This window comes from Kosakonia beeri, assembly GCF_054165705.1.
In genome coordinates, this window is the sequence record NZ_CM135106.1 from 3,661,986 (window position 1) to 3,680,165 (window position 18,180).

At 55.0% G+C, this 18,180-nt stretch carries 18 protein-coding genes; 11 read left to right on the forward strand and 7 right to left on the reverse strand.

Going from position 1 to position 18,180, the window contains the following annotated elements; all coding sequences use genetic code 11:
- Positions 1 to 275: 275 nt before the first annotated feature.
- The 5 genes from folD to ACUY4S_RS17360 all read left to right on the forward strand — a co-directional run bounded on the left by folD (position 276) and on the right by ACUY4S_RS17360 (position 4,851).
- Positions 276 to 1,142, forward strand: coding sequence for a bifunctional methylenetetrahydrofolate dehydrogenase/methenyltetrahydrofolate cyclohydrolase FolD (gene folD, locus ACUY4S_RS17340; RefSeq protein ID WP_312690947.1), 867 nt, complete (start codon positions 276 to 278; stop codon positions 1,140 to 1,142).
- Between the two features lies 1 nt (position 1,143).
- Complete coding sequence (gene ybcJ, locus ACUY4S_RS17345) at positions 1,144 to 1,356, forward strand: ribosome-associated protein YbcJ (RefSeq protein WP_061497011.1); 213 nt, start codon at positions 1,144 to 1,146, stop codon at positions 1,354 to 1,356.
- A gap of 232 nt (positions 1,357 to 1,588) precedes the next feature.
- Positions 1,589 to 3,088 (forward strand): PTS transporter subunit EIIC, encoded by a 1,500-nt coding sequence (locus tag ACUY4S_RS17350; protein ID WP_312690946.1) that lies wholly within the window; start codon positions 1,589 to 1,591, stop codon positions 3,086 to 3,088.
- Between the two features lie 66 nt (positions 3,089 to 3,154).
- A complete protein-coding gene (gene malI / locus ACUY4S_RS17355; protein ID WP_458022081.1) occupies positions 3,155 to 4,171 on the forward strand; it encodes a Mal regulon transcriptional regulator MalI in 1,017 nt (338 codons plus the stop codon).
- Positions 4,172 to 4,329: 158 nt separating this feature from the next.
- Positions 4,330 to 4,851 (forward strand): metal-dependent hydrolase, encoded by a 522-nt coding sequence (locus ACUY4S_RS17360; protein ID WP_312690944.1) that lies wholly within the window; start codon positions 4,330 to 4,332, stop codon positions 4,849 to 4,851.
- A gap of 65 nt (positions 4,852 to 4,916) precedes the next feature.
- Here the strand turns inward: ACUY4S_RS17360 and cysS are convergent, their stop codons facing one another.
- Positions 4,917 to 6,302, reverse strand: a complete 1,386-nt coding sequence (gene cysS / locus ACUY4S_RS17365) for a cysteine--tRNA ligase (protein ID WP_312690943.1) — start codon at positions 6,300 to 6,302, stop codon at positions 4,917 to 4,919.
- A 185-nt stretch (positions 6,303 to 6,487) separates the two neighbouring features.
- On the opposite strand from cysS, the gene ppiB reads away from it, so the two are divergent.
- The 4 genes from ppiB to purK all read left to right on the forward strand — a co-directional run bounded on the left by ppiB (position 6,488) and on the right by purK (position 9,415).
- A complete protein-coding gene (ppiB, locus tag ACUY4S_RS17370) occupies positions 6,488 to 6,982 on the forward strand; it encodes a peptidylprolyl isomerase B (protein WP_312690942.1) in 495 nt (164 codons plus the stop codon).
- 2 nt (positions 6,983 to 6,984) lie between these two features.
- A complete protein-coding gene (gene lpxH / locus ACUY4S_RS17375; RefSeq protein ID WP_458022009.1) occupies positions 6,985 to 7,707 on the forward strand; it encodes a UDP-2,3-diacylglucosamine diphosphatase in 723 nt (240 codons plus the stop codon).
- Positions 7,708 to 7,835: 128 nt separating this feature from the next.
- Complete coding sequence (gene purE, locus ACUY4S_RS17380; protein ID WP_312690940.1) at positions 7,836 to 8,345, forward strand: 5-(carboxyamino)imidazole ribonucleotide mutase; 510 nt, start codon at positions 7,836 to 7,838, stop codon at positions 8,343 to 8,345.
- The gene (purK, locus tag ACUY4S_RS17385; protein WP_458022011.1) at positions 8,342 to 9,415 is read left to right on the forward strand and encodes a 5-(carboxyamino)imidazole ribonucleotide synthase; all 1,074 of its coding nucleotides are present in this window, start codon (positions 8,342 to 8,344) and stop codon (positions 9,413 to 9,415) included. The genes purE and purK overlap by 4 nt, the downstream gene beginning before the upstream one ends.
- A 50-nt stretch (positions 9,416 to 9,465) precedes the next feature.
- On the opposite strand, the gene ACUY4S_RS17390 is transcribed toward purK, so the two are convergent.
- From ACUY4S_RS17390 to ybbA, 6 genes are all read right to left on the reverse strand, one after another.
- Entirely contained in the window at positions 9,466 to 10,125 is a 660-nt protein-coding gene (locus ACUY4S_RS17390; RefSeq protein ID WP_312690938.1) for a methionine ABC transporter permease, read from the reverse strand.
- Positions 10,118 to 11,140: a virulence-associated ABC transporter ATP-binding protein SfbB gene (gene sfbB / locus ACUY4S_RS17395; protein WP_312690937.1), complete on the reverse strand. Its 1,023-nt coding sequence runs from the start codon at positions 11,138 to 11,140 to the stop codon at positions 10,118 to 10,120. The genes ACUY4S_RS17390 and sfbB overlap by 8 nt, the downstream gene beginning before the upstream one ends.
- Positions 11,141 to 11,197: 57 nt before the next feature.
- The gene (locus tag ACUY4S_RS17400) at positions 11,198 to 12,034 is read right to left on the reverse strand and encodes a MetQ/NlpA family ABC transporter substrate-binding protein (RefSeq protein ID WP_458022013.1); all 837 of its coding nucleotides are present in this window, start codon (positions 12,032 to 12,034) and stop codon (positions 11,198 to 11,200) included.
- Positions 12,035 to 12,334: 300 nt separating this feature from the next.
- Complete coding sequence (locus ACUY4S_RS17405) at positions 12,335 to 13,483, reverse strand: porin (protein WP_312690935.1); 1,149 nt, start codon at positions 13,481 to 13,483, stop codon at positions 12,335 to 12,337.
- A gap of 202 nt (positions 13,484 to 13,685) precedes the next feature.
- A complete protein-coding gene (gene ybbP, locus ACUY4S_RS17410; protein WP_458022015.1) occupies positions 13,686 to 16,100 on the reverse strand; it encodes a putative ABC transporter permease subunit YbbP in 2,415 nt (804 codons plus the stop codon).
- The gene (gene ybbA / locus ACUY4S_RS17415; RefSeq protein WP_312690933.1) at positions 16,097 to 16,783 is read right to left on the reverse strand and encodes a putative ABC transporter ATP-binding protein YbbA; all 687 of its coding nucleotides are present in this window, start codon (positions 16,781 to 16,783) and stop codon (positions 16,097 to 16,099) included. Before ybbA ends, ybbP begins: the two co-directional genes overlap by 4 nt.
- Between ybbA and tesA the strand changes: the two genes are divergently transcribed.
- Entirely contained in the window at positions 16,754 to 17,377 is a 624-nt protein-coding gene (gene tesA, locus ACUY4S_RS17420) for a multifunctional acyl-CoA thioesterase I/protease I/lysophospholipase L1 (RefSeq protein WP_505311345.1), read from the forward strand. The two genes, ybbA and tesA, sit on opposite strands and share 30 nt — an antisense overlap.
- Before the next feature lie 10 nt (positions 17,378 to 17,387).
- Entirely contained in the window at positions 17,388 to 18,176 is a 789-nt protein-coding gene (locus tag ACUY4S_RS17425; protein ID WP_312690931.1) for an SDR family oxidoreductase, read from the forward strand.
- Positions 18,177 to 18,180: the final 4 nt, after the last annotated feature.

An 18,180-nucleotide genomic window follows, 5' to 3' on the forward strand; every position in this document is an offset into this window, starting at 1 on the left:
GTCAATGAATTTTCCGTCGCTTGCTTGCTAAGTGACCGAAAACATACATTTTCAAGGGATTCGCACGATTTTCTGGCTCAAATGCTCACTCCGCATACTTATCTGTCGACTCTTTGCGCCCAAATTCCGCTCTTGCCTGAGGATCATTCGTTGTCATCGCCAGGATGACGCCCAGACGAGCACGAAATCCGCAAACGGTAACTGACAGCACGCCGCGCTTCTGCCAAAATAGCGCCATCCCCCTTAGTTGAATGACAGATGGAATCCTCTCTCTGATGGCAGCAAAGATTATAGATGGTAAAACGATTGCGCAGCAGGTGCGCTCTGAGGTTGCGGAAAAAGTACGGGCGCGTCTGGCGGCCGGAAAACGCGCCCCTGGCCTGGCCGTCGTGCTGGTGGGCAGCAACCCTGCCTCGCAAATTTATGTCGGCAGCAAGCGCAAAGCCTGCGAGGAAGTGGGTTTCATCTCCCGCTCTTACGATCTGCCGGAAACCACCAGCGAAGCCGACCTGCTGGCACTGATCGATAAACTGAATGCCGACGTCACCATCGACGGCATCCTGGTTCAATTGCCGCTGCCGGCGGGCATCGACAATGTCAAAGTACTGGAACGTATTGCACCGGACAAAGATGTTGACGGTTTCCATCCGTATAACGTCGGTCGCCTGTGCCAGCGCGCACCACGTCTGCGTCCGTGTACGCCACGGGGCATTGTAACGCTGCTTGAGCGTTACAACATTGATACCTATGGCCTGAATGCCGTCGTAATTGGCGCCTCCAATATTGTTGGTCGTCCAATGAGTATGGAACTGCTGCTGGCCGGCTGCACCACTACAGTAACGCACCGCTTTACCCGCAATCTGCGTCACCATGTGGAGAATGCCGACCTGCTGATCGTTGCGGTCGGCAAGCCAGGCTTTATTCCTGGCGAGTGGATCAAAGAAGGCGCGATCGTGATTGATGTCGGCATTAACCGTCTGGAAAGCGGTAAAGTCGTCGGCGATGTGATTTATGAAGAAGCCGCAGCGCGTGCTGCATATATCACTCCGGTGCCAGGCGGCGTTGGGCCGATGACCGTGGCCACGCTAATCCAGAATACGCTGCAAGCGTGTGAAGAATATCATGATGTAGAAGGCGCATAAGATGGCAACATTTTCTCTTGGTAAACACCCGCACGTTGAACTGTGCGACCTGCTGAAGCTGGAAGGCTGGAGCGAAAGTGGCGCGCAGGCGAAAATCGCCATTGCCGACGGTCTGGTGAAAGTCGATGGCGCAGTTGAAACGCGCAAACGCTGCAAGATCGTGGCCGGGCAAACGGTCAGCTTCGAAGGGCAAAGCATTACTGTGACGGCGTAACCCCCTTACTGGCCGGGACAGGCGTTGTTGCCCCGGCTTTTTTATTGTTATCTCCCTTCTGCCATCACGGTTAATTACCGATCGTTCTCAAAGAATCACAATCTCATCTGGCTGAATGTAAAAATTCAGTTGCGGGAAATGCATGCCTCACTCACGATAAGTAGAACGTTTTACTAGAACGTTATACTTACAATAACAGCGCTAAAAGAGCGCACTTTCGGGGGAGATCAGCATGAGTCTGATATCGGGTTTTGTTAAATCGTTGTCGAAGTTATCGATGATTGGTCGCGCACTCATGCTGCCAATCTCATTACTGCCAGCCGCAGGCCTGTTACTGGCTTTCGGCGATAAATTCCACCTGCCTTTGATGATGAATGCAGGTGGCGTTATTTTTGACAACCTGCCAATGCTATTTGCTATCGGCTCTGCTGTCGGACTGGCCTCAGAATCCGGTATTGCGGCGCTGTCTGCAGCCGTATCGGTGTTTATTACCAACATTACGATCGGCACTATGTTGAGTATCACACCGGAAATGGCATCGCAGGGCGGTAAATATGCGATGGTGGTTGGTATTCCAACACTGCAAATGGGCGTATTCGGCGGGCTTATTTGCGGGATCCTTGCGGCCTGGTGTTATAACCGTTTCCATACCATGCAGTTGCCCGAGTTTCTTGGGTTCTTCTCCGGTAAACGCTTCGTCGCTATTGCTACCGCCTTTCTCTCATTCGTGCTCGGCCTGCTACTGCCTTATGTCTGGCAACATATTCAGGCAGGCATTGATGCGCTGTCACTGATTGTCAACGGTGATAACCAGGCGGCGTCGACCTTTATCTTTGGCCTTGTCGAGCGTGCGCTGATCCCACTCGGTTTGCATCATATCTGGTATCCCTCGTTCTGGTACTCGTTTGGCGACTACACGACTCAGGCGGGCCAGGTGATCCACGGCGATCAGACCATCTGGTTTAAGATGCTGGAAGAAGGCGTAAAATCCTTTAGTAGCGACACTTACCAGAACGCCGGGAAATTTATGCAGGGTGAATTCCCGCTGATGCTGTTTGCCCTGCCGGCCGCCTGCCTTGCGATGTATCACGAAGCACATACCCGCAACAAAAAAATCGCTTTCGGGATCCTGTTCTCTGCCGCGTTGACCTGCTTCCTGACGGGGATCACTGAACCGGTTGAATTTACCTTTATTTTTGTTGCCCCCATTCTCTACGTCTTTAACGCAATTATGGCCGGTCTGGCCTACATGACGATGTATCTGCTGCATGCGCACATTGCCAAATCGTTCTCCGCTGGCTTTATTGATTATCTGTCATTCGGCATCCTGCCGTCCTTTAACGGCTACCAGACGAATTTCCTCAATGCAGTGATCGTCGGTATTCCCATGGCGTTAATCTACTACTTCACTTTCCGCTTTGTGATCCGCCGCTTCGACGTGAAAACACCGGGGCGGACGGAAGTGACCGCCACCGCGGATGATAAAAGCGATAGCGAACTGGCCACGGAGATTATTGCTATGCTCGGCGGAGCACACAATATCGATTCGGTTGGCGCCTGCATCACTCGTCTGCGCCTGGAAGTGGCAAAAAGTGATGTAGTGGATAAAGATGGCCTCAATGGACTGGGCGCACGTGGCGTGGTGTTCGTCGGTGATAACGGTATCCAGGTTATATTTGGTGCAAGGGCACAATTTATCGCCCAGACCATGTCCACAATGATTGGCAAGTAATAGACTGGCGGCCTGGTGTGTGTCGCACGCATCAGGCTGCATAGCGTGACGTTTCAGGGAGTGAATTTGAAGAAAGTCAGCATCATTGATGTCGCAAAACAGGCGGGTGTCTCGGTTTCTACCGTCTCACTGGTGCTTCGCCAGAAAGGGAAAATTTCTGATGCGACAATCGCAAAAGTCCATGCGGCTATCGAGTCACTCGGCTATGTTCACAACGTCGCCGCGGCTAACCTTCGCGCCAACACCTCCAATCTGATAGGCCTGATCCTGCGGGATTTTGGCGACAGTTTTTCGATTAAAGTCATGGCCAGTATCGTGCTGGAGCTGGAAAAACAGGGTTACATGGTGTTTCTGGGTCAGCCGCTTAACGACGGCGATCATCTGGAACGCTGCCTGCTCTCGTTTAAACAACAAGGCGTGGCGGGAGTGATCTATCTGGCATCGGATACCCGCTCCACCGTTCTGCCTGATCAAATCCGCACCTGCCCGCTGCCGCTGGTGGTGGTCTCCCAATCTTTACTGAACGAAACCTGCAACCTGGTGATGCGGGATAACCGCCAGGCGGCCAGTCTCGCGACACGCTATTTGATTGAGCGCGGCCATCGCAATATTGCTTACGTTGGCGGCATTGAGGGCGATCTTATCCGCCAGCAGCGCCTGCTTGGTTTTCGCAGCACGATGAACCAGCACGGGTTAGTGCTACGGGAAGAGTCAACCCCCGCCTGCAGCGATGGTACGCAGGCCGCGAGCTATGCGGTCCGGCAATTATTAGAAAAGAACAGCACGCTCACCGCCCTGCTCTGCCACTCTCCGGATGCCATCATCGGTTCTATTGCCGGAATTCATCAGACTGGCCATACCGTCGGCAAAGATGTCTTTCTGTCGCAACAAGTGGCGCTGGTTGGCTTCGAAGATATGCTGCATGTCAATCTCACCTCGCCATCGTTTACCTATGTCTCTTCCGCCAGCGAAGAAACAGGTCGTCAGGCGGCAGGCCTGATGATACGCAAGCTGAAAGAACCTGAACTGCAAACACAGCGCATTACATTGTCCGGTCAATTGATTGTGCGGGAATCGGCGTAATGTGTAGCACCCTTTAGAAAATGACCCGGTGAGCAGCTGACTGCTGAAAACAGCATTCAATGTCAGCGCCCGCCGCAGATGATAGGGATTCAGACAACACCGCAGTTCATCGTCATCGGGCTGGCGTTATAATTTCTTTTTACTCAGAGACATACCTCATGCCAACCATTGTCACTCATGCCGCCGTGCCGCTCTGCCTTGGATTAGGGCTGGGCAGCAAAGTTATTCCACGCCGTTTATTGCTGGCCGGTATTGGCTTATCCATGTTGCCGGATGCCGATGTACTGGCATTCAAATTTGGCGTTGCCTACGGCAATATTTTTGGCCACCGCGGATTCACACATTCGTTGTTGTTTGCCTTAGTGGTACCGTTGCTGGTCACCTGGCTTTGCAGGAAACGATTCAAAGCCAGCGTGACACGCTGTTGGGCTTTTCTGACGGTGTCGCTGCTGTCGCACAGTTTACTGGATTCGATCACCACCGGCGGTAAAGGCGTCGGCTGGCTGTGGCCGTGGTCGGATGAACGCTTTTTTGCGCCGTGGCAGGTGATTAAAGTCGCGCCGTTTGCACTATCGCGCTACACCACGCCCTACGGGCACCAGGTGATCATATCGGAACTGCTGTGGGTGTGGTTGCCAGGGGTGGTGATAATGGGATTACTGTGGTGGCGCAGACGTTAACGCTGCGCTTAGCAGCCCTGCGCAAAAGAAGACCCGGTAGCCGTGACGCTACCGGGGTATAAGGGTTATTTACGACGCCACGTCGTGCCTTGCGGGCCATCTTCCAGCACAATGCCCATCTCATTCAGACGATCGCGCGCAGCATCCGCTGCAGCCCAGTCCCTGGCTTTACGCGCATCCAGGCGCTGCTGGATCAATTGTTCAATTTCCGCCACTTCCCCTTCATCGGCTTGCGCGCCGCTTTGCAGGAAGACATCCGGATCCTGATCCAGCAGACCCAGCACCGCTGCCAGTTTACGCAAATGTGAAGCCAGCGCGCTGGCCGCGTGGGTATCTTCTGTTTTCAGACGGTTAACTTCCCGGGCCATGTCAAACAGCACGGAGTAAGCTTCCGGCGTATTAAAGTCATCGTCCATCGCTTCAATAAAGCGGGCTTCGAAAGACGCACCGCCGTCTGCCGCCACAGATTTATCCGTGCCACGCAGTGCGGTGTAAAGACGCTCCAGCGCAGCACGCGCTTGCTTGAGGTTCTCTTCGCTGTAGTTCAACTGGCTGCGATAGTGGCCGGACATCAGGAAATAGCGAATGGTTTCAGGATCGTAGTACTTCAGCACGTCGCGCACGGTAAAGAAGTTGCCCAGCGATTTGGACATCTTCTCGCGATCAACCATCACCATGCCGGAGTGCATCCAGTAATTTACGTATTCGCCATCATGCGCGCAGGTGGACTGTGCGATTTCATTTTCATGGTGCGGGAACATCAGGTCCGAACCGCCGCCGTGAATATCAAAATGCGATCCCAGCTGTTTGCAGTTCATTGCCGAGCACTCAATATGCCATCCCGGACGCCCTTCGCCCCACGGCGACGGCCAGCTCGGCTCACCCGGCTTGGACATTTTCCACAGCACGAAGTCCATCGGATTGCGTTTCACTTCCGCGACTTCAACGCGCGCACCCGCCTGCAGCTGATCGAGATCCTGGCGCGACAGCTGGCCATAGGTCGGATCGGTCGGCACGGAGAACATCACATCGCCGTTATCGGCAACGTAAGCGTGGCCGCGTTCCAGCAGTCGTTCAGTAATTTCGATAATTTCGGGAATATGGTGCGTGGCGCGCGGTTCATCATCCGGGCGCAGAATGTTGAGCGCGTCAAAGTCTTTGTGCATTTCAACGATCATCCGGTCAACCAGCGCGACAAAATTTTCGCCGTTTTCGTTGGCGCGTTTAATGATTTTGTCATCAATGTCGGTGATATTGCGCACATACTTGAGGCGATATCCGAGAAAACGCAGGTAACGGGCGACCACGTCAAACGCAATAAATGTGCGGCCATGACCAATATGACACAGATCGTAAACAGTGATACCACACACGTACATGCCGACTTCCCCGGCATGGATAGGTTTGAATTCCTCTTTTTGGCGCGTCAGTGTATTAAAGATTTTTAACATCGAAGATTCCATGTAGACGTGTGTGGAACGAAAGCCGTAGCGAAAGTGGCTTATATTACCCGTAATTCAAACCCGAAGCAGCACACTTTGCAAGGTGATCCAGCCGCGCGGTTATGCTATAACAAGCGACTATCTCTGGCCCGCAGTCGGGTCCTGGCACCACCCTATCAGAACAGGATGCAATAATGGTTACTTTCCACACTAATCACGGCGATATCGTAATCAAAACCTTTGATGACAAAGCGCCTGAAACAGTTAAAAACTTCCTGGACTACTGCAGTGAAGGCTTCTACAACAACACCATTTTCCACCGTGTAATTAACGGTTTTATGATCCAGGGCGGCGGTTTCGAACCGGGCATGAATCAGAAAACCACCAAAGACCCCATCAAAAACGAAGCCAACAACGGTCTGAAAAATACCCGTGGCACGCTGGCAATGGCGCGCACCCAGGCTCCGCATTCTGCTACCGCGCAGTTCTTCATCAACGTGGCGGACAACGACTTCCTGAACTTCAGCGGCGAGAGCCTGCAGGGTTGGGGTTACTGCGTGTTTGCAGAAGTGGTTGAAGGGATGGACGTGGTAGACAAAATCAAAGGCGTCTCCACTGGCCGCAGCGGTATGCACCAGGACGTTCCGAAAGAAGACGTGATCATCGAAAGCGTGACCGTCAGCGAGTAATCGTGGCGACGCTCTTTATCGCAGATCTGCATCTGCAAACACAAGAACCGGCGATCACCGCCGGTTTTCTGCGTTTTTTAGCGGGCGAAGCGCGCCAGGCAGATGCCCTTTACATTCTGGGCGATCTGTTTGAAGCCTGGATTGGCGATGACGATCCAAACCCGCTGCACCAGCAGGTCGCGGCCGCGATCCGCGCCGTCGTCGAGGCGGGTGTCCCCTGCTACTTTATTCACGGCAACCGTGATTTTCTGTTGGGTAAACGTTTTGCCCGTGCCAGTGGTATGCAACTGCTGCCGCAAGAGCAGGTACTCAACCTGTACGGTCGTAACGTGTTGATTATGCACGGCGATACCCTGTGCACTGATGATGAAGGCTACCAGGCGTTTCGGGCTAAAGTTCATCAACCCTGGCTACAGACACTGTTTCTCGCTTTACCGCTGTTTATCCGTCGCCGCGTAGCGGCAAAAATGCGCGCCGGCAGCAAAGCCGCTAACAGCAGCAAGTCACTTGAGATTATGGACGTCAACGCGCAAGCGGTGGTGGCAGCCATGGAGCAACACCGCGTACAGTGGCTAATTCACGGGCATACTCACCGTCCAGCTATCCATACGCTAACCGCAAATAACGCGCCTGCCCACCGTGCCGTGTTAGGCGCATGGCACAGCGAAGGTTCAATGGTGCGTGTCAGCGAAACTGACGTAGATCTGATCGCTTTCCCCTTCTGATGACGTTTTCGCTGCCGCGACGATCGCCGCTTACATCGCCACGCAACCGTTTTCCTTGGCCGTTTTACGTGCTATTCTCTGTGCCCTCTTATGTAGTCTGAAGCACACCCACAGGAGTTTTGAGACGCATGTCTTCAAGCAACCAACCGGCGCGCATCGCCATTGTTATGGGCTCGAAAAGCGACTGGGCCACCCTGCAGTTCGCCGCCGAAATCCTCGATTCCCTGCACGTTCCGCACCATGTTGAAATCGTCTCTGCACACCGCACCCCGGATAAACTGTTTAGCTTCGCCGAAGAGGCAGAGCAAAACGGCTATCAGGTGATTATTGCCGGCGCAGGCGGGGCTGCGCATCTTCCGGGCATGATCGCGGCAAAAACACTGGTACCAGTATTGGGTGTGCCGGTACAAAGCGCGGCCTTAAGCGGCGTGGACAGTCTGTACTCTATTGTGCAGATGCCGCGCGGTATCCCCGTCGGCACGCTGGCTATTGGCAAAGCAGGCGCAGCCAACGCCGCCCTGCTGGCCGCACAAATTCTTGCTCAGCATGATGCTGCACTGCATCAGCGACTGGCGGACTGGCGTCAGGCGCAGACTGATGAAGTGCTGGATAACCCGGACCCACGAGGTGCGGCATGAAACAGGTTTGCGTACTGGGCAATGGTCAGCTTGGGCGCATGCTGCGCCAGGCTGGCGAGCCGCTGAGCATTGCCGTCTGGCCCGTCGGGCTGGACGCCGATCCGCAAGCCGTGCCGTTTCAGCACAGCGTTATTACCGCGGAAATTGAGCGCTGGCCAGAAACCGCATTAACCCGCGAGCTGGAACGTCACCCTGCCTTTGTTAACCGTGATGTGTTCCCGATCATTGCCGATCGTCTGACCCAAAAACAGCTGTTCGATGAACTTGGACTGGCGACCGCCCCGTGGCAATTACTGGCTGACAAAAGCGAATGGCCTGCGGTGTTCTCGCGCCTGGGCGAACTGGCGATTGTTAAACGTCGCGTGGGCGGGTACGACGGTCGCGGCCAGTGGCGTTTGCGTGAAACAGAAACGGCACAGCTGCCAGACGACTGCTACGGTGAATGCATTGTCGAGCAGGGCATTCATTTTTCTGGCGAAGTCTCACTGGTGGGCGCGCGCGGCCACGATGGCAGCACAGTGTTCTACCCTCTGACCCACAACCTGCATCAGGATGGGATCCTGCGCGCCAGCGTCGCGTTTCCAAAACCAAATGCAGAACAGCAGCAACAAGCCGAAAGCATGTTGTCAGCCATCATGCATAAGCTCAACTACGTGGGTGTGATGGCAATGGAGTGTTTTGTCACACCCGGTGGGTTGTTAATCAATGAGCTGGCACCGCGCGTGCATAATAGCGGCCACTGGACCCAAAATGGGGCATCAATCAGCCAGTTTGAACTGCATCTTCGTGCAGTGGTTGATCTGCCACTGCCCCCGCCCGTGGTCAATAGCCCGTCGGTGATGATTAACCTGATCGGTAGCGATTTAAATTACGACTGGCTGAAACTGCCCCTGGTGCATCTTCACTGGTACGACAAAGAGGTGCGTGACGGGCGTAAAGTCGGCCATTTAAACCTCAATGATGATGATACCGATCGTCTGAGCGCCACGCTGGAAGCACTGGTGCCTCTGCTGCCGCCGGAATACGCCAGTAGTATAGCCTGGGCGCAGTCACTGCTGTCTCGCGGCTAACCCTGACGGATAAAACAAAGCCGCCCGTGGGCGGCTTTGTTTGTTGCGCATTAATGGCGATCGCGTTTATCGGCGCGTTTTGCCAGCCAGTCGCCCAGCACCTGTACAACCTGCACCAGAACAATTAATGCCACCACGGTGGCAATCATCACCTGAGTTTCATAGCGGTAATAACCGTAGCGGATCGCCAGGTCGCCCACACCGCCACCGCCAACGATCCCCGCCATTGCTGAATAACCAATCAGGCTGACCAGCGTAATTGTCAGGCCGCGCAGTAAACCGGCGCTGGCTTCGGGTAATAACACCGTACAAATAATGCGTAACGGACTGGCACCAAAGGCTTCCGCCGCTTCAATAATTCCCTTGTCGACTTCGCGCAGGGCGCTATCTACCAGTCGGGCATAAAAAGCAATCGCTGCGACCGATAACGGTACCGACGCCGCAATCGGGCCGATGGTGTTACCCAGCAGGAACTGCGTTAAGGGCAGCAACAGCACCAGCAGGATCACGAACGGCACCGAGCGGATCACATTCACCAGCACTGAACTCAGCAGATAAACCAGCCGGTTTTGCCAGAACAGGTGCCTGTCGGTCACAAAAATCAGAAACCCCAGCGGCAAGCCGCCAAGGATTGCCAGCACCGTCGAGATACTCAGCATCTGGAAGGTTTCGCCAAACGCCAGCGTCAGGTCTGCAATTAAATCATCCACGGATCACCTCCACCTGCGCGGTACGGTTGCGAATATACGCTACCGCGTCACTGACAAGTTGCGGGTTGTCAGCACAGGTCAGTTGCACCACTAATATTCCCAGCGCCCGTTCGCCAATGTACTCAATTTTACCGTGCAATATGTTCACCGCGACGCCAAACCTGACCGCCGCGTCAGAAAGCACGGGCTGTTCAGCAGAATCGCCAATAAACAGGATCTTCAGCAACTGGCCCGGCAAATGTTGCTGCAGGCGCTCCGGCAGAGTCAGATTCAGCGTGTGCGAAACTAACTGCTGCGTAAAGGCATGTTGCGGGTGAGCGAAGATATCGAAAACCTCTCCCTCTTCCACGACCCTGCCGCCAGACATGACGGCCACCCGATCGCAGATCGATTTGATGACATTCATCTCGTGAGTGATCAGCACGATGGTGATCCCCAGTTGCGCATTAATCTGCTTGAGCAGGGCCAGAATGGTGGCAGATGTTTCCAGATCCAGGGCCGAGGTCGGCTCATCACACAACAGCACATCCGGATGATTGGCTATGGCGCGGGCAATACCCACCCGCTGCTTTTGCCCGCCGCTCAGTTGTACCGGAAAGCGACTGGCTTTATCGCTCAGCCCTACCAGCGCGAGGATCTCCGCCACGCGCGGGGCGATTTTACTGCGCTCCCAGCCTGCGGCTTTCAGGCTGAAGGCCACGTTCTGCGCTACAGTCCGGGTATGCATCAGGTTGAAGTGTTGGAAAATCATACCAATGCGCTGACGTGCCTGACGCAGGGTCGCCCCTTCGAGGGCGGAAATCGCCACGCCGTTAATTTTTACACTGCCCTGGCTTGGGCGCTGTAAGGCATTGAGCGTGCGCAGCAACGTACTTTTGCCAGCACCGCTGGTACCGACAATGCCAAAGATCTCACCCGCGCGAATGCGTAATGTCACCTCCTCTACCGCACGCGTAGTGCTGGCGGCGCCCCGGCCAGCGGGAAAATCGACGCAAACCTTCTCTATTTCGATCATGCAAACCTCAAACGGCAAAAGGCAGGCCGCAGCCTGCCTGTTCATTCCTGTGACGTGTTATTTCTTATCAGCGTTGGTCATCCAGTCGGGTTTCTGAAAAGCGGTAAAGATGTTTTTAGGATCGTCGATCACCGCGCGGTAAGCCGGGGATTTCACCACTTCAACGATATCTTTGGCGAAGGGCTTTTCCGCATCTTCTGTGCGCACCGCGATGATATTTTTCAGGTTCTCATCCAGATGCTCTTGTTTCAGCGCCGCGTTAAGATCCATTCTGGCCGCAATCGCGAAATTGCCGTTTACCAGCGCTGCGGTTGCGCTGTCCAGCGTGCGGGGCAATTGCGCCGCTTCCAGCGGTTTAAACACCAGCCCCTTCGGGTTGCTGGCAATATCGCGCTCGGACGCTTTCGTCGGATCGATATTATCTTTGATGGTGATCAGATTGAGCGCTTGCAGGAAACGCAGCCCACGCGCAAGGTTGGTGGGATCGTTGGACAACGTCACAATGTCGCCCTTTTTCAGCTCATCCAGGCTTTTGATTTTGTGGGAATAAAAACCCATTCCCGCCGTCGGGACGGAGAGCAGTTTGGTTAATTTCAGCCCTTTATCGGCGGTGAATTTATCGAAATAAAGGCTGTGTTGAAACAGGTTGGCATCGATGCTGCCGTTCGACAGCGCCATGTTGGGCTGCACATAGTCACTGAATTCGCGCACGACAACCTTATAGCCTTTCTCTTTCAGCGAGGGGGCAATGGCTTGTTTAACCATGTCGCCATAAGGGCCTGGCGCCACACCGAAGACAATGGTGTGGGGATCGCTACTGGCCTGAGCAAACGGTAAGCCGCATACCAGAAGTAGTGCGCCGAAGGCGGCGCGCAAGCTGAGACGCTGTCTCATAAATTCTCCCTAACGAGTGGGTCTGCTGTGTGACGCGGCGTGCAATGCGACGCGTTCCCTTTTCAGCCTGTGAAGAAGGCTGCCGACTAAGATGGCATAAACGCAACGCGGCGGTAATTGAAATAAATTCAACTTACCGTGAAGTATGTCACTGAATGGAGGGGAGATCCTGGCGGGGTAACACAATGAAGCATAACGAAAAGCCACACGTTTGATGGGCTGTCTGGCTCTCGTTATGCTTTTTATCGCTAAACATTGCCGGATTTAAACGAAGCGATCCGGCAAGTGCGTTGCGCCGGGTTAGAAGTCGTAGCGCAGACGAACGATGTTCATGTCGCCCAGTGACTTATCGGTGCTGTTGGTGAAGACGTGTTCGTAGTCAACACGGAAGCCGTAATCCAGCTGGAAGGTCACACCCAGGCCGTTGTCGATACGCTGATAGTAACGACCGGTCGTGTATTTCAGGCGGTCGCCCATCACGTAAGGCTGAACGTATTTAAGCGCATACTGACCGACCGGAATTTTGTATCCGGCAAAATATTCAATACCCCACGCATCGCCTGCAAAGTAGTCGTGAACATTTTTCTGCCCGGTGGTCAGGAAGTTTTCGTACCAGCCGCCGCCGAAGGAGAAGGTCCAGTTATCCGGCGTCCAGCTCAGCGCGGTACCGTAAATATTCTGGCTGTAAGAATCGGTGTCGCCGCTGGTGCTGTTACGCACATTGGCCTTGGTGTAGTTCCACGCGGTGCCCCAGGTCAGGTCTTTCGCCAGGTGGTAATCCACGCCCAATGAACCGCCGCCATTACGTTTGTAACGCACGCTGTTGCTCAGCAGCAGATCCGTGTCAGCGAACAGGTAAGAAGCATAGAGATCAACGTCACCGAATGTATTTTTATATTTCAGCATTTTGCGTGAACGATAAGAACCGTCGTAGTCGCCTTTCACGCCGTTGCCCGGTGCCTGGGCTTTCATGTCGTAGTCCCAGATATCGGTTTTCGCACCGACCACATCGTAGTAAACGCTGTTCTGCTGACCAAAGGTCAGTGTACCCCAGGTCTTGCTTTTCAGACCGGTGTACAGCATACGGCGCGTCGTATTGTTTGCGCCTTCGGCATAGTGGCTATCCCAGTCAAACAGCGCCGGAACGTTAACGCCCAGTTCGTAGTAGCTTACCCAGCTAATATCATCGAACAGGTAATAATCCGCCGCGAAACGGAAGCGAGTGCCGCCGTCATAACCGTTGCGTTTGTAGGATTTGTTATCTTTGTCACCCATGACATTGTCAAACTGCGGACGGATAGAACCGCCAACGGTGAAATTCAGGCGGCTTAACGGATTACCTGCCTGCGGGTCCTGTTTCAGGACGGTGATTTCAGCCTGAGTTGCGAAAGACGTCAATGCCACTGCTGCGCCAATGGCTGTCGCCAGTGCGCTTGTTTTTATTTTCATGATTAGGGTTTTTCCTTGATGGACAGACACAGCCAATACAATTAGCGGTCAAATAGTAACTTTTATAAGCCGATGTTTTGTGGGGATTTTTTGTTATTTTGTGCTGCTAAACATCTGCCCGGGGAACTTTTACACTTTGAAATAAACGCACACCAATGGAATCATCGGCGTGCGTTTCGTTGAGCAAATATTGATGAAAAGGTTAATGACCAAATTGACGGAACAGCGCTTTTCCTTTAAGCAACCGGCTGCCCAGCCACACACCACAGAAAGAGAGCAACAGGGCGCCGCATAATGGCAGCGTTAGCCATAGCCGCCAGTCAGGCTCCCATGGGAAGTCAAACACCCGGGTCTGCAGCACGGCCAGCGCCGTCTCGGCACCGATGGCCGCCACCAGGCCGGACACCAACCCCAACAACGCGAATTCACACCAAAGTGTTGTGCGCAACAGCCGCTTGCCCGCCCCTAACGTGCGCCAGACGACCAGTTCCTGATGTCGCTGGCGCATGCCAACCTGGACCTGCGCCAGTAGCAGCAGTACGCCACAGGCCGTGACCAGCACAACCATCACCTCTAACGCCCGGCTGACCTGTTCCAGCACCTGGCCAACCTGATTTAAAATCGCACCAATATCCAGCAGACTGACCGTCGGAAAGGCACGGTTGAGCTGCGTTAACATGCCGTTGCCATTCTGCCAACGGAAACTGGTCAGCCAGCTTTGCGGCTGCCCATCCAGCGCGCCCTGCGGGAAAATAAAAAAGAAGTTGGGCCGCAGGCTTTCCCAGTCCACCTTGCGCAGGCTGCTGATTGTGGCGCTAAAATCCTGGGTGTCGCCCCTGAACGTGACGCTATCGCCCAGCTTTAGCCCCAGCCGTTTCGCCAGCCCCTCTTCCACTGAGACCTCACCACGTTTCGGCGGCCAGCTCCCCGCGGTGATCGGGTTATGATCCGGGCGCTGTAACTGCCAGGTCAGGTTCAGTTCGCGGTTCAGCGCTTCATCGGCGTTGCCCTCCGTCGACTGACCGTTCATTTGCGTCAGCCTGGCGCGCACTATCGGATAGAACGCCTCCGGGTTCACCTGATGTTGGGCAAGAAATGCCTTCACTGGCATAACCTGTTCTGGCGCAATATTGATCAGAAAATAGTTCGGGCTTTCTGGTGGTAACTGTTGCTGCCAGCGATCCAGTAAATCACCGCGCAGCACCAGCAACATCGCCAGTAGCATAAAAGAGAGTGAGAAAGCCGAAAGCTGGCTTAAGGTCGACCACGGCTGGCGCAGCAATCGGTTAACGGCAAGCCGCAGCGGCAATGCTTTTAGCGTTAGCCGTTTTAGCACAACGAGCAGCAGCCAGCCGAGTCCGCCGCACAGCAATGCCAGCACGACGGCGCCAGCCAGCACCGACCACAGCAGCATGCTGCCGCCCATCAGCCAGGCAAGCAGCGAAACAGCTACCGCACCGATCACCGGCACGTAATATTTCAGCGGCCAGACATTCGCCACCACATCCCGGCGCAGTACGCGAAGCGGCTGGGTCGCCAGCAGTAAACGGTATGGACGTAACCCCACCAGCAGTGAAATCACTACCATCGCGCCTATCGCCCACAACCATGGCCACAGGCTGGCGGGCGGCAGCGCAGCAGGCAGCACGGGTTTGAGTAACAACATTAAGGTGTATTCAAACAGCAACCCGGTTGCCCCGCCGGCTAACGCCGCCAGCGCCAGCACCATCAGCCACTGTCCGACAATCAGCTTACGCAGTTGCGCACGCCCGGCTCCCAACGTTTTGAGTACCGCCACCAGATCGTAACGACTGCGACAGTAATGCCCCATTGCAACAGCGACCGCCGCCACTGCCAGCAGCAGCGTTAACAGCGCCGACAACAGCAAGAACTGCTGTGAACGTTGCAGCGATTTTCCCAGCGCACCGTCATCCTGCACCAGACCGTACCATCGCTGTTCCGGCGTCAGCTGCGGCAACAGCCATTTTTCATACATAGCCAGTTGCGCAGGCGTACCGCCAAATTTTACCCGCCAGCTCACACGGCTTCCTGGCTGTATCGCACCTGTTCTGGCCACATCTGCGGTGTTCATCAACAACCGTGGCGCCATTTGGAACGGATTAAACCCCGAGTCTGGCTCCTGCAGCACTTCCCCGGCAATCCGCAGCGTCGTGTCTCCCACTTCCAGGGTGTCGCCAGTTTTCAGATCCAGCAGTGCCATTAACCTTGGCGCCAGGAGCACCGTGCCCGCTTGTGGCTTCAGGCCCGCCGGGCGGGTTTGCAACGCGCCGTACATCGGGTAGATATCATCCACGGCTTTCACATTGGCCAGTTGCGGCGTGTCGCCAGCAAAGGTCATGGTGTTGAAACTGATCTGTTCGCTGACGGTAAGGCCGTTTTTTCGTGCCTCATCAAGCCAGGCCTGGGGTACCTCGCGACTGCTGCGTAATGCCCGATCACCAGCCATAAATTCACGGCTCTGCTGGCTCAGCCCTTTCTCCATACGATCGCTGATATTCCCCAGCGCCAGTACGCAGGCCACGGCAAGCGTCAGCGCCAGCCAGACGATCAACAGCGATGGCGATCGCCATTCACGCCAGAACCAGCGGGCGATCATGCTTCCTCCTGCAGAACACCGTTAACCAGGCGTAAACGCCGATCGCAACGCGCTGCCAGTTGCGGATCGTGCGTGACCAGCAGCAGCGTTGTGCCAAATTGTTGGTTCATGGAGAAGAGTAAGTCGGCGATTTTATCCCCGGTTTGCCGATCGAGGTTACCCGTAGGCTCATCGGCAAACAGCACTGCAGGCCGCCCATTGAAAGCCCGCGCCAGCGCCACACGTTGCTGTTCACCGCCGGAAAGCTGAGCTGGCAGATGATCAAGACGTTTACCCAGTCCCAGCTCTTCCAGCAGGGCTTTGGCGCTGTTACGGCTTGCGCCGCTGTTTTCGCCGCGTAACAGCGCCGGTAATTCAACGTTTTCCAGCGCATTAAGTGTCGGAATCAGCATGAAAGATTGAAAAACAAAGCCGATATTTTGCGCCCGCAGTTGTGCGCGTGCCTCTTCATCCATTGCATGCAGCGGTTTACCCAGCAGATTGACTTCGCCGCTGCTGCCGTCATCCAGCCCGGCGAGGATCGCCAGCAATGTCGACTTCCCGGAACCGGATTCGCCAATCAGGGCGAGAGTTTCGGCTGGTTTGACAACAAGCTCAACTCCGGTAAGGATGGAGAGTTCATGCTCCCCCTGACCGACGGACTTCTTAAGATGATGAACTTCAACAATGTTTTCCGCTGGCATTTGCCCTTCCTGTTTTTGCTTTTGTTCACGTTCCGCGCCGCCGCAGCAGACACGTTATTAATTCTTGGCGACAGTCTGAGTGCCGGTTACCGCATGGCGGCCAACGCCGCATGGCCCGCGCTGCTCAACGATAAATGGCAGCAAAAACCGACGGTGGTTAATGCCAGCATCAGCGGAGACACCGCGCAGCAGGGTTTAGCACGCTTGCCCGCGCTGCTGAAGGAGCATCAACCGCGCTGGGTGCTGGTGGAACTGGGCGGCAACGACGGCCTGCGTGGTTTTGCGCCGCAGCAGACAGAGCAGACGCTGCGCCAGGTGATTCAAACAATTAAAGCCGCCAACGCCGAACCGCTGCTGATGCAAATTCGGCTGCCCGCCAACTACGGTCGTCGCTATAATGAAGCGTTCGGCGCCATTTATCCTAAGCTTGCCAACGAGTTGAAAGTCCCTCTGCTGCCCTTTTTTATGGAAGAGGTCTATCAGAAATCGCAATGGATGCAGGATGATGGCATTCACCCAAACCGCGATGCCCAGCCGTTTATTGCCGACTGGATGGCAACGCGACTGGCTCCTTTAGTTAACCACGACTCCTGACCAATCAGGGATGCCTCCAGGTAAAGTTATGCAAAAAACGATCTTAATAACAGGATGTTCCAGCGGTATCGGCCTGGAAAGCGCACGCGAGTTGAAACGCCAGGGCTTTCACATCCTGGCGGCCTGCCGCAAGCCGGATGATGTGGCGCGTATGGATCGGGAAGGCTTTACCGGCATTTTGCTGGATCTCGACGATGCGCAAAGCGTTGAGCGGGCGGCGGATGAAGTGATCGCCCAGACCGGAAATCGCCTTTATGGCATTTTTAATAATGCCGGTTACGGCGTCTACGGCCCCCTGTCGACCATCAGCCGGGCGCAAATGGAACAGCAATTTTCCAGCAACTTTTTCGGCACGCATCAGTTAACCCTGCGTTTATTGCCCGCGATGTTACCGCACGGCGAAGGGCGAATCGTCATGACCTCATCGGTAATGGGCTTAATCTCTACGCCGGGGCGCGGCGCATATGCTGCCAGTAAATATGCGCTGGAAGCCTGGTCCGACGCTCTGCGTATGGAGCTGCGCCATACTGGCATTAAGGTGAGCCTGATTGAACCTGGTCCCATCCGCACCCGCTTTACGGATAACGTCAACCAGACACAGAGCGATAAGCCGGTAGAAAATCCCGGCATTGCCGCGCGATTTACCCTCGGCCCGGAGGCGGTGGTCGCGAAAGTACGCCATGCTTTTGAGAGCAATCATCCCAAAATGCGCTATCCGGTGACGCTGGTCACCTGGGCGGTCTGCGTACTAAAACGCCTGCTGCCAGGGCGCGCGATGGATAAAATTTTACACGGGTGAGTTG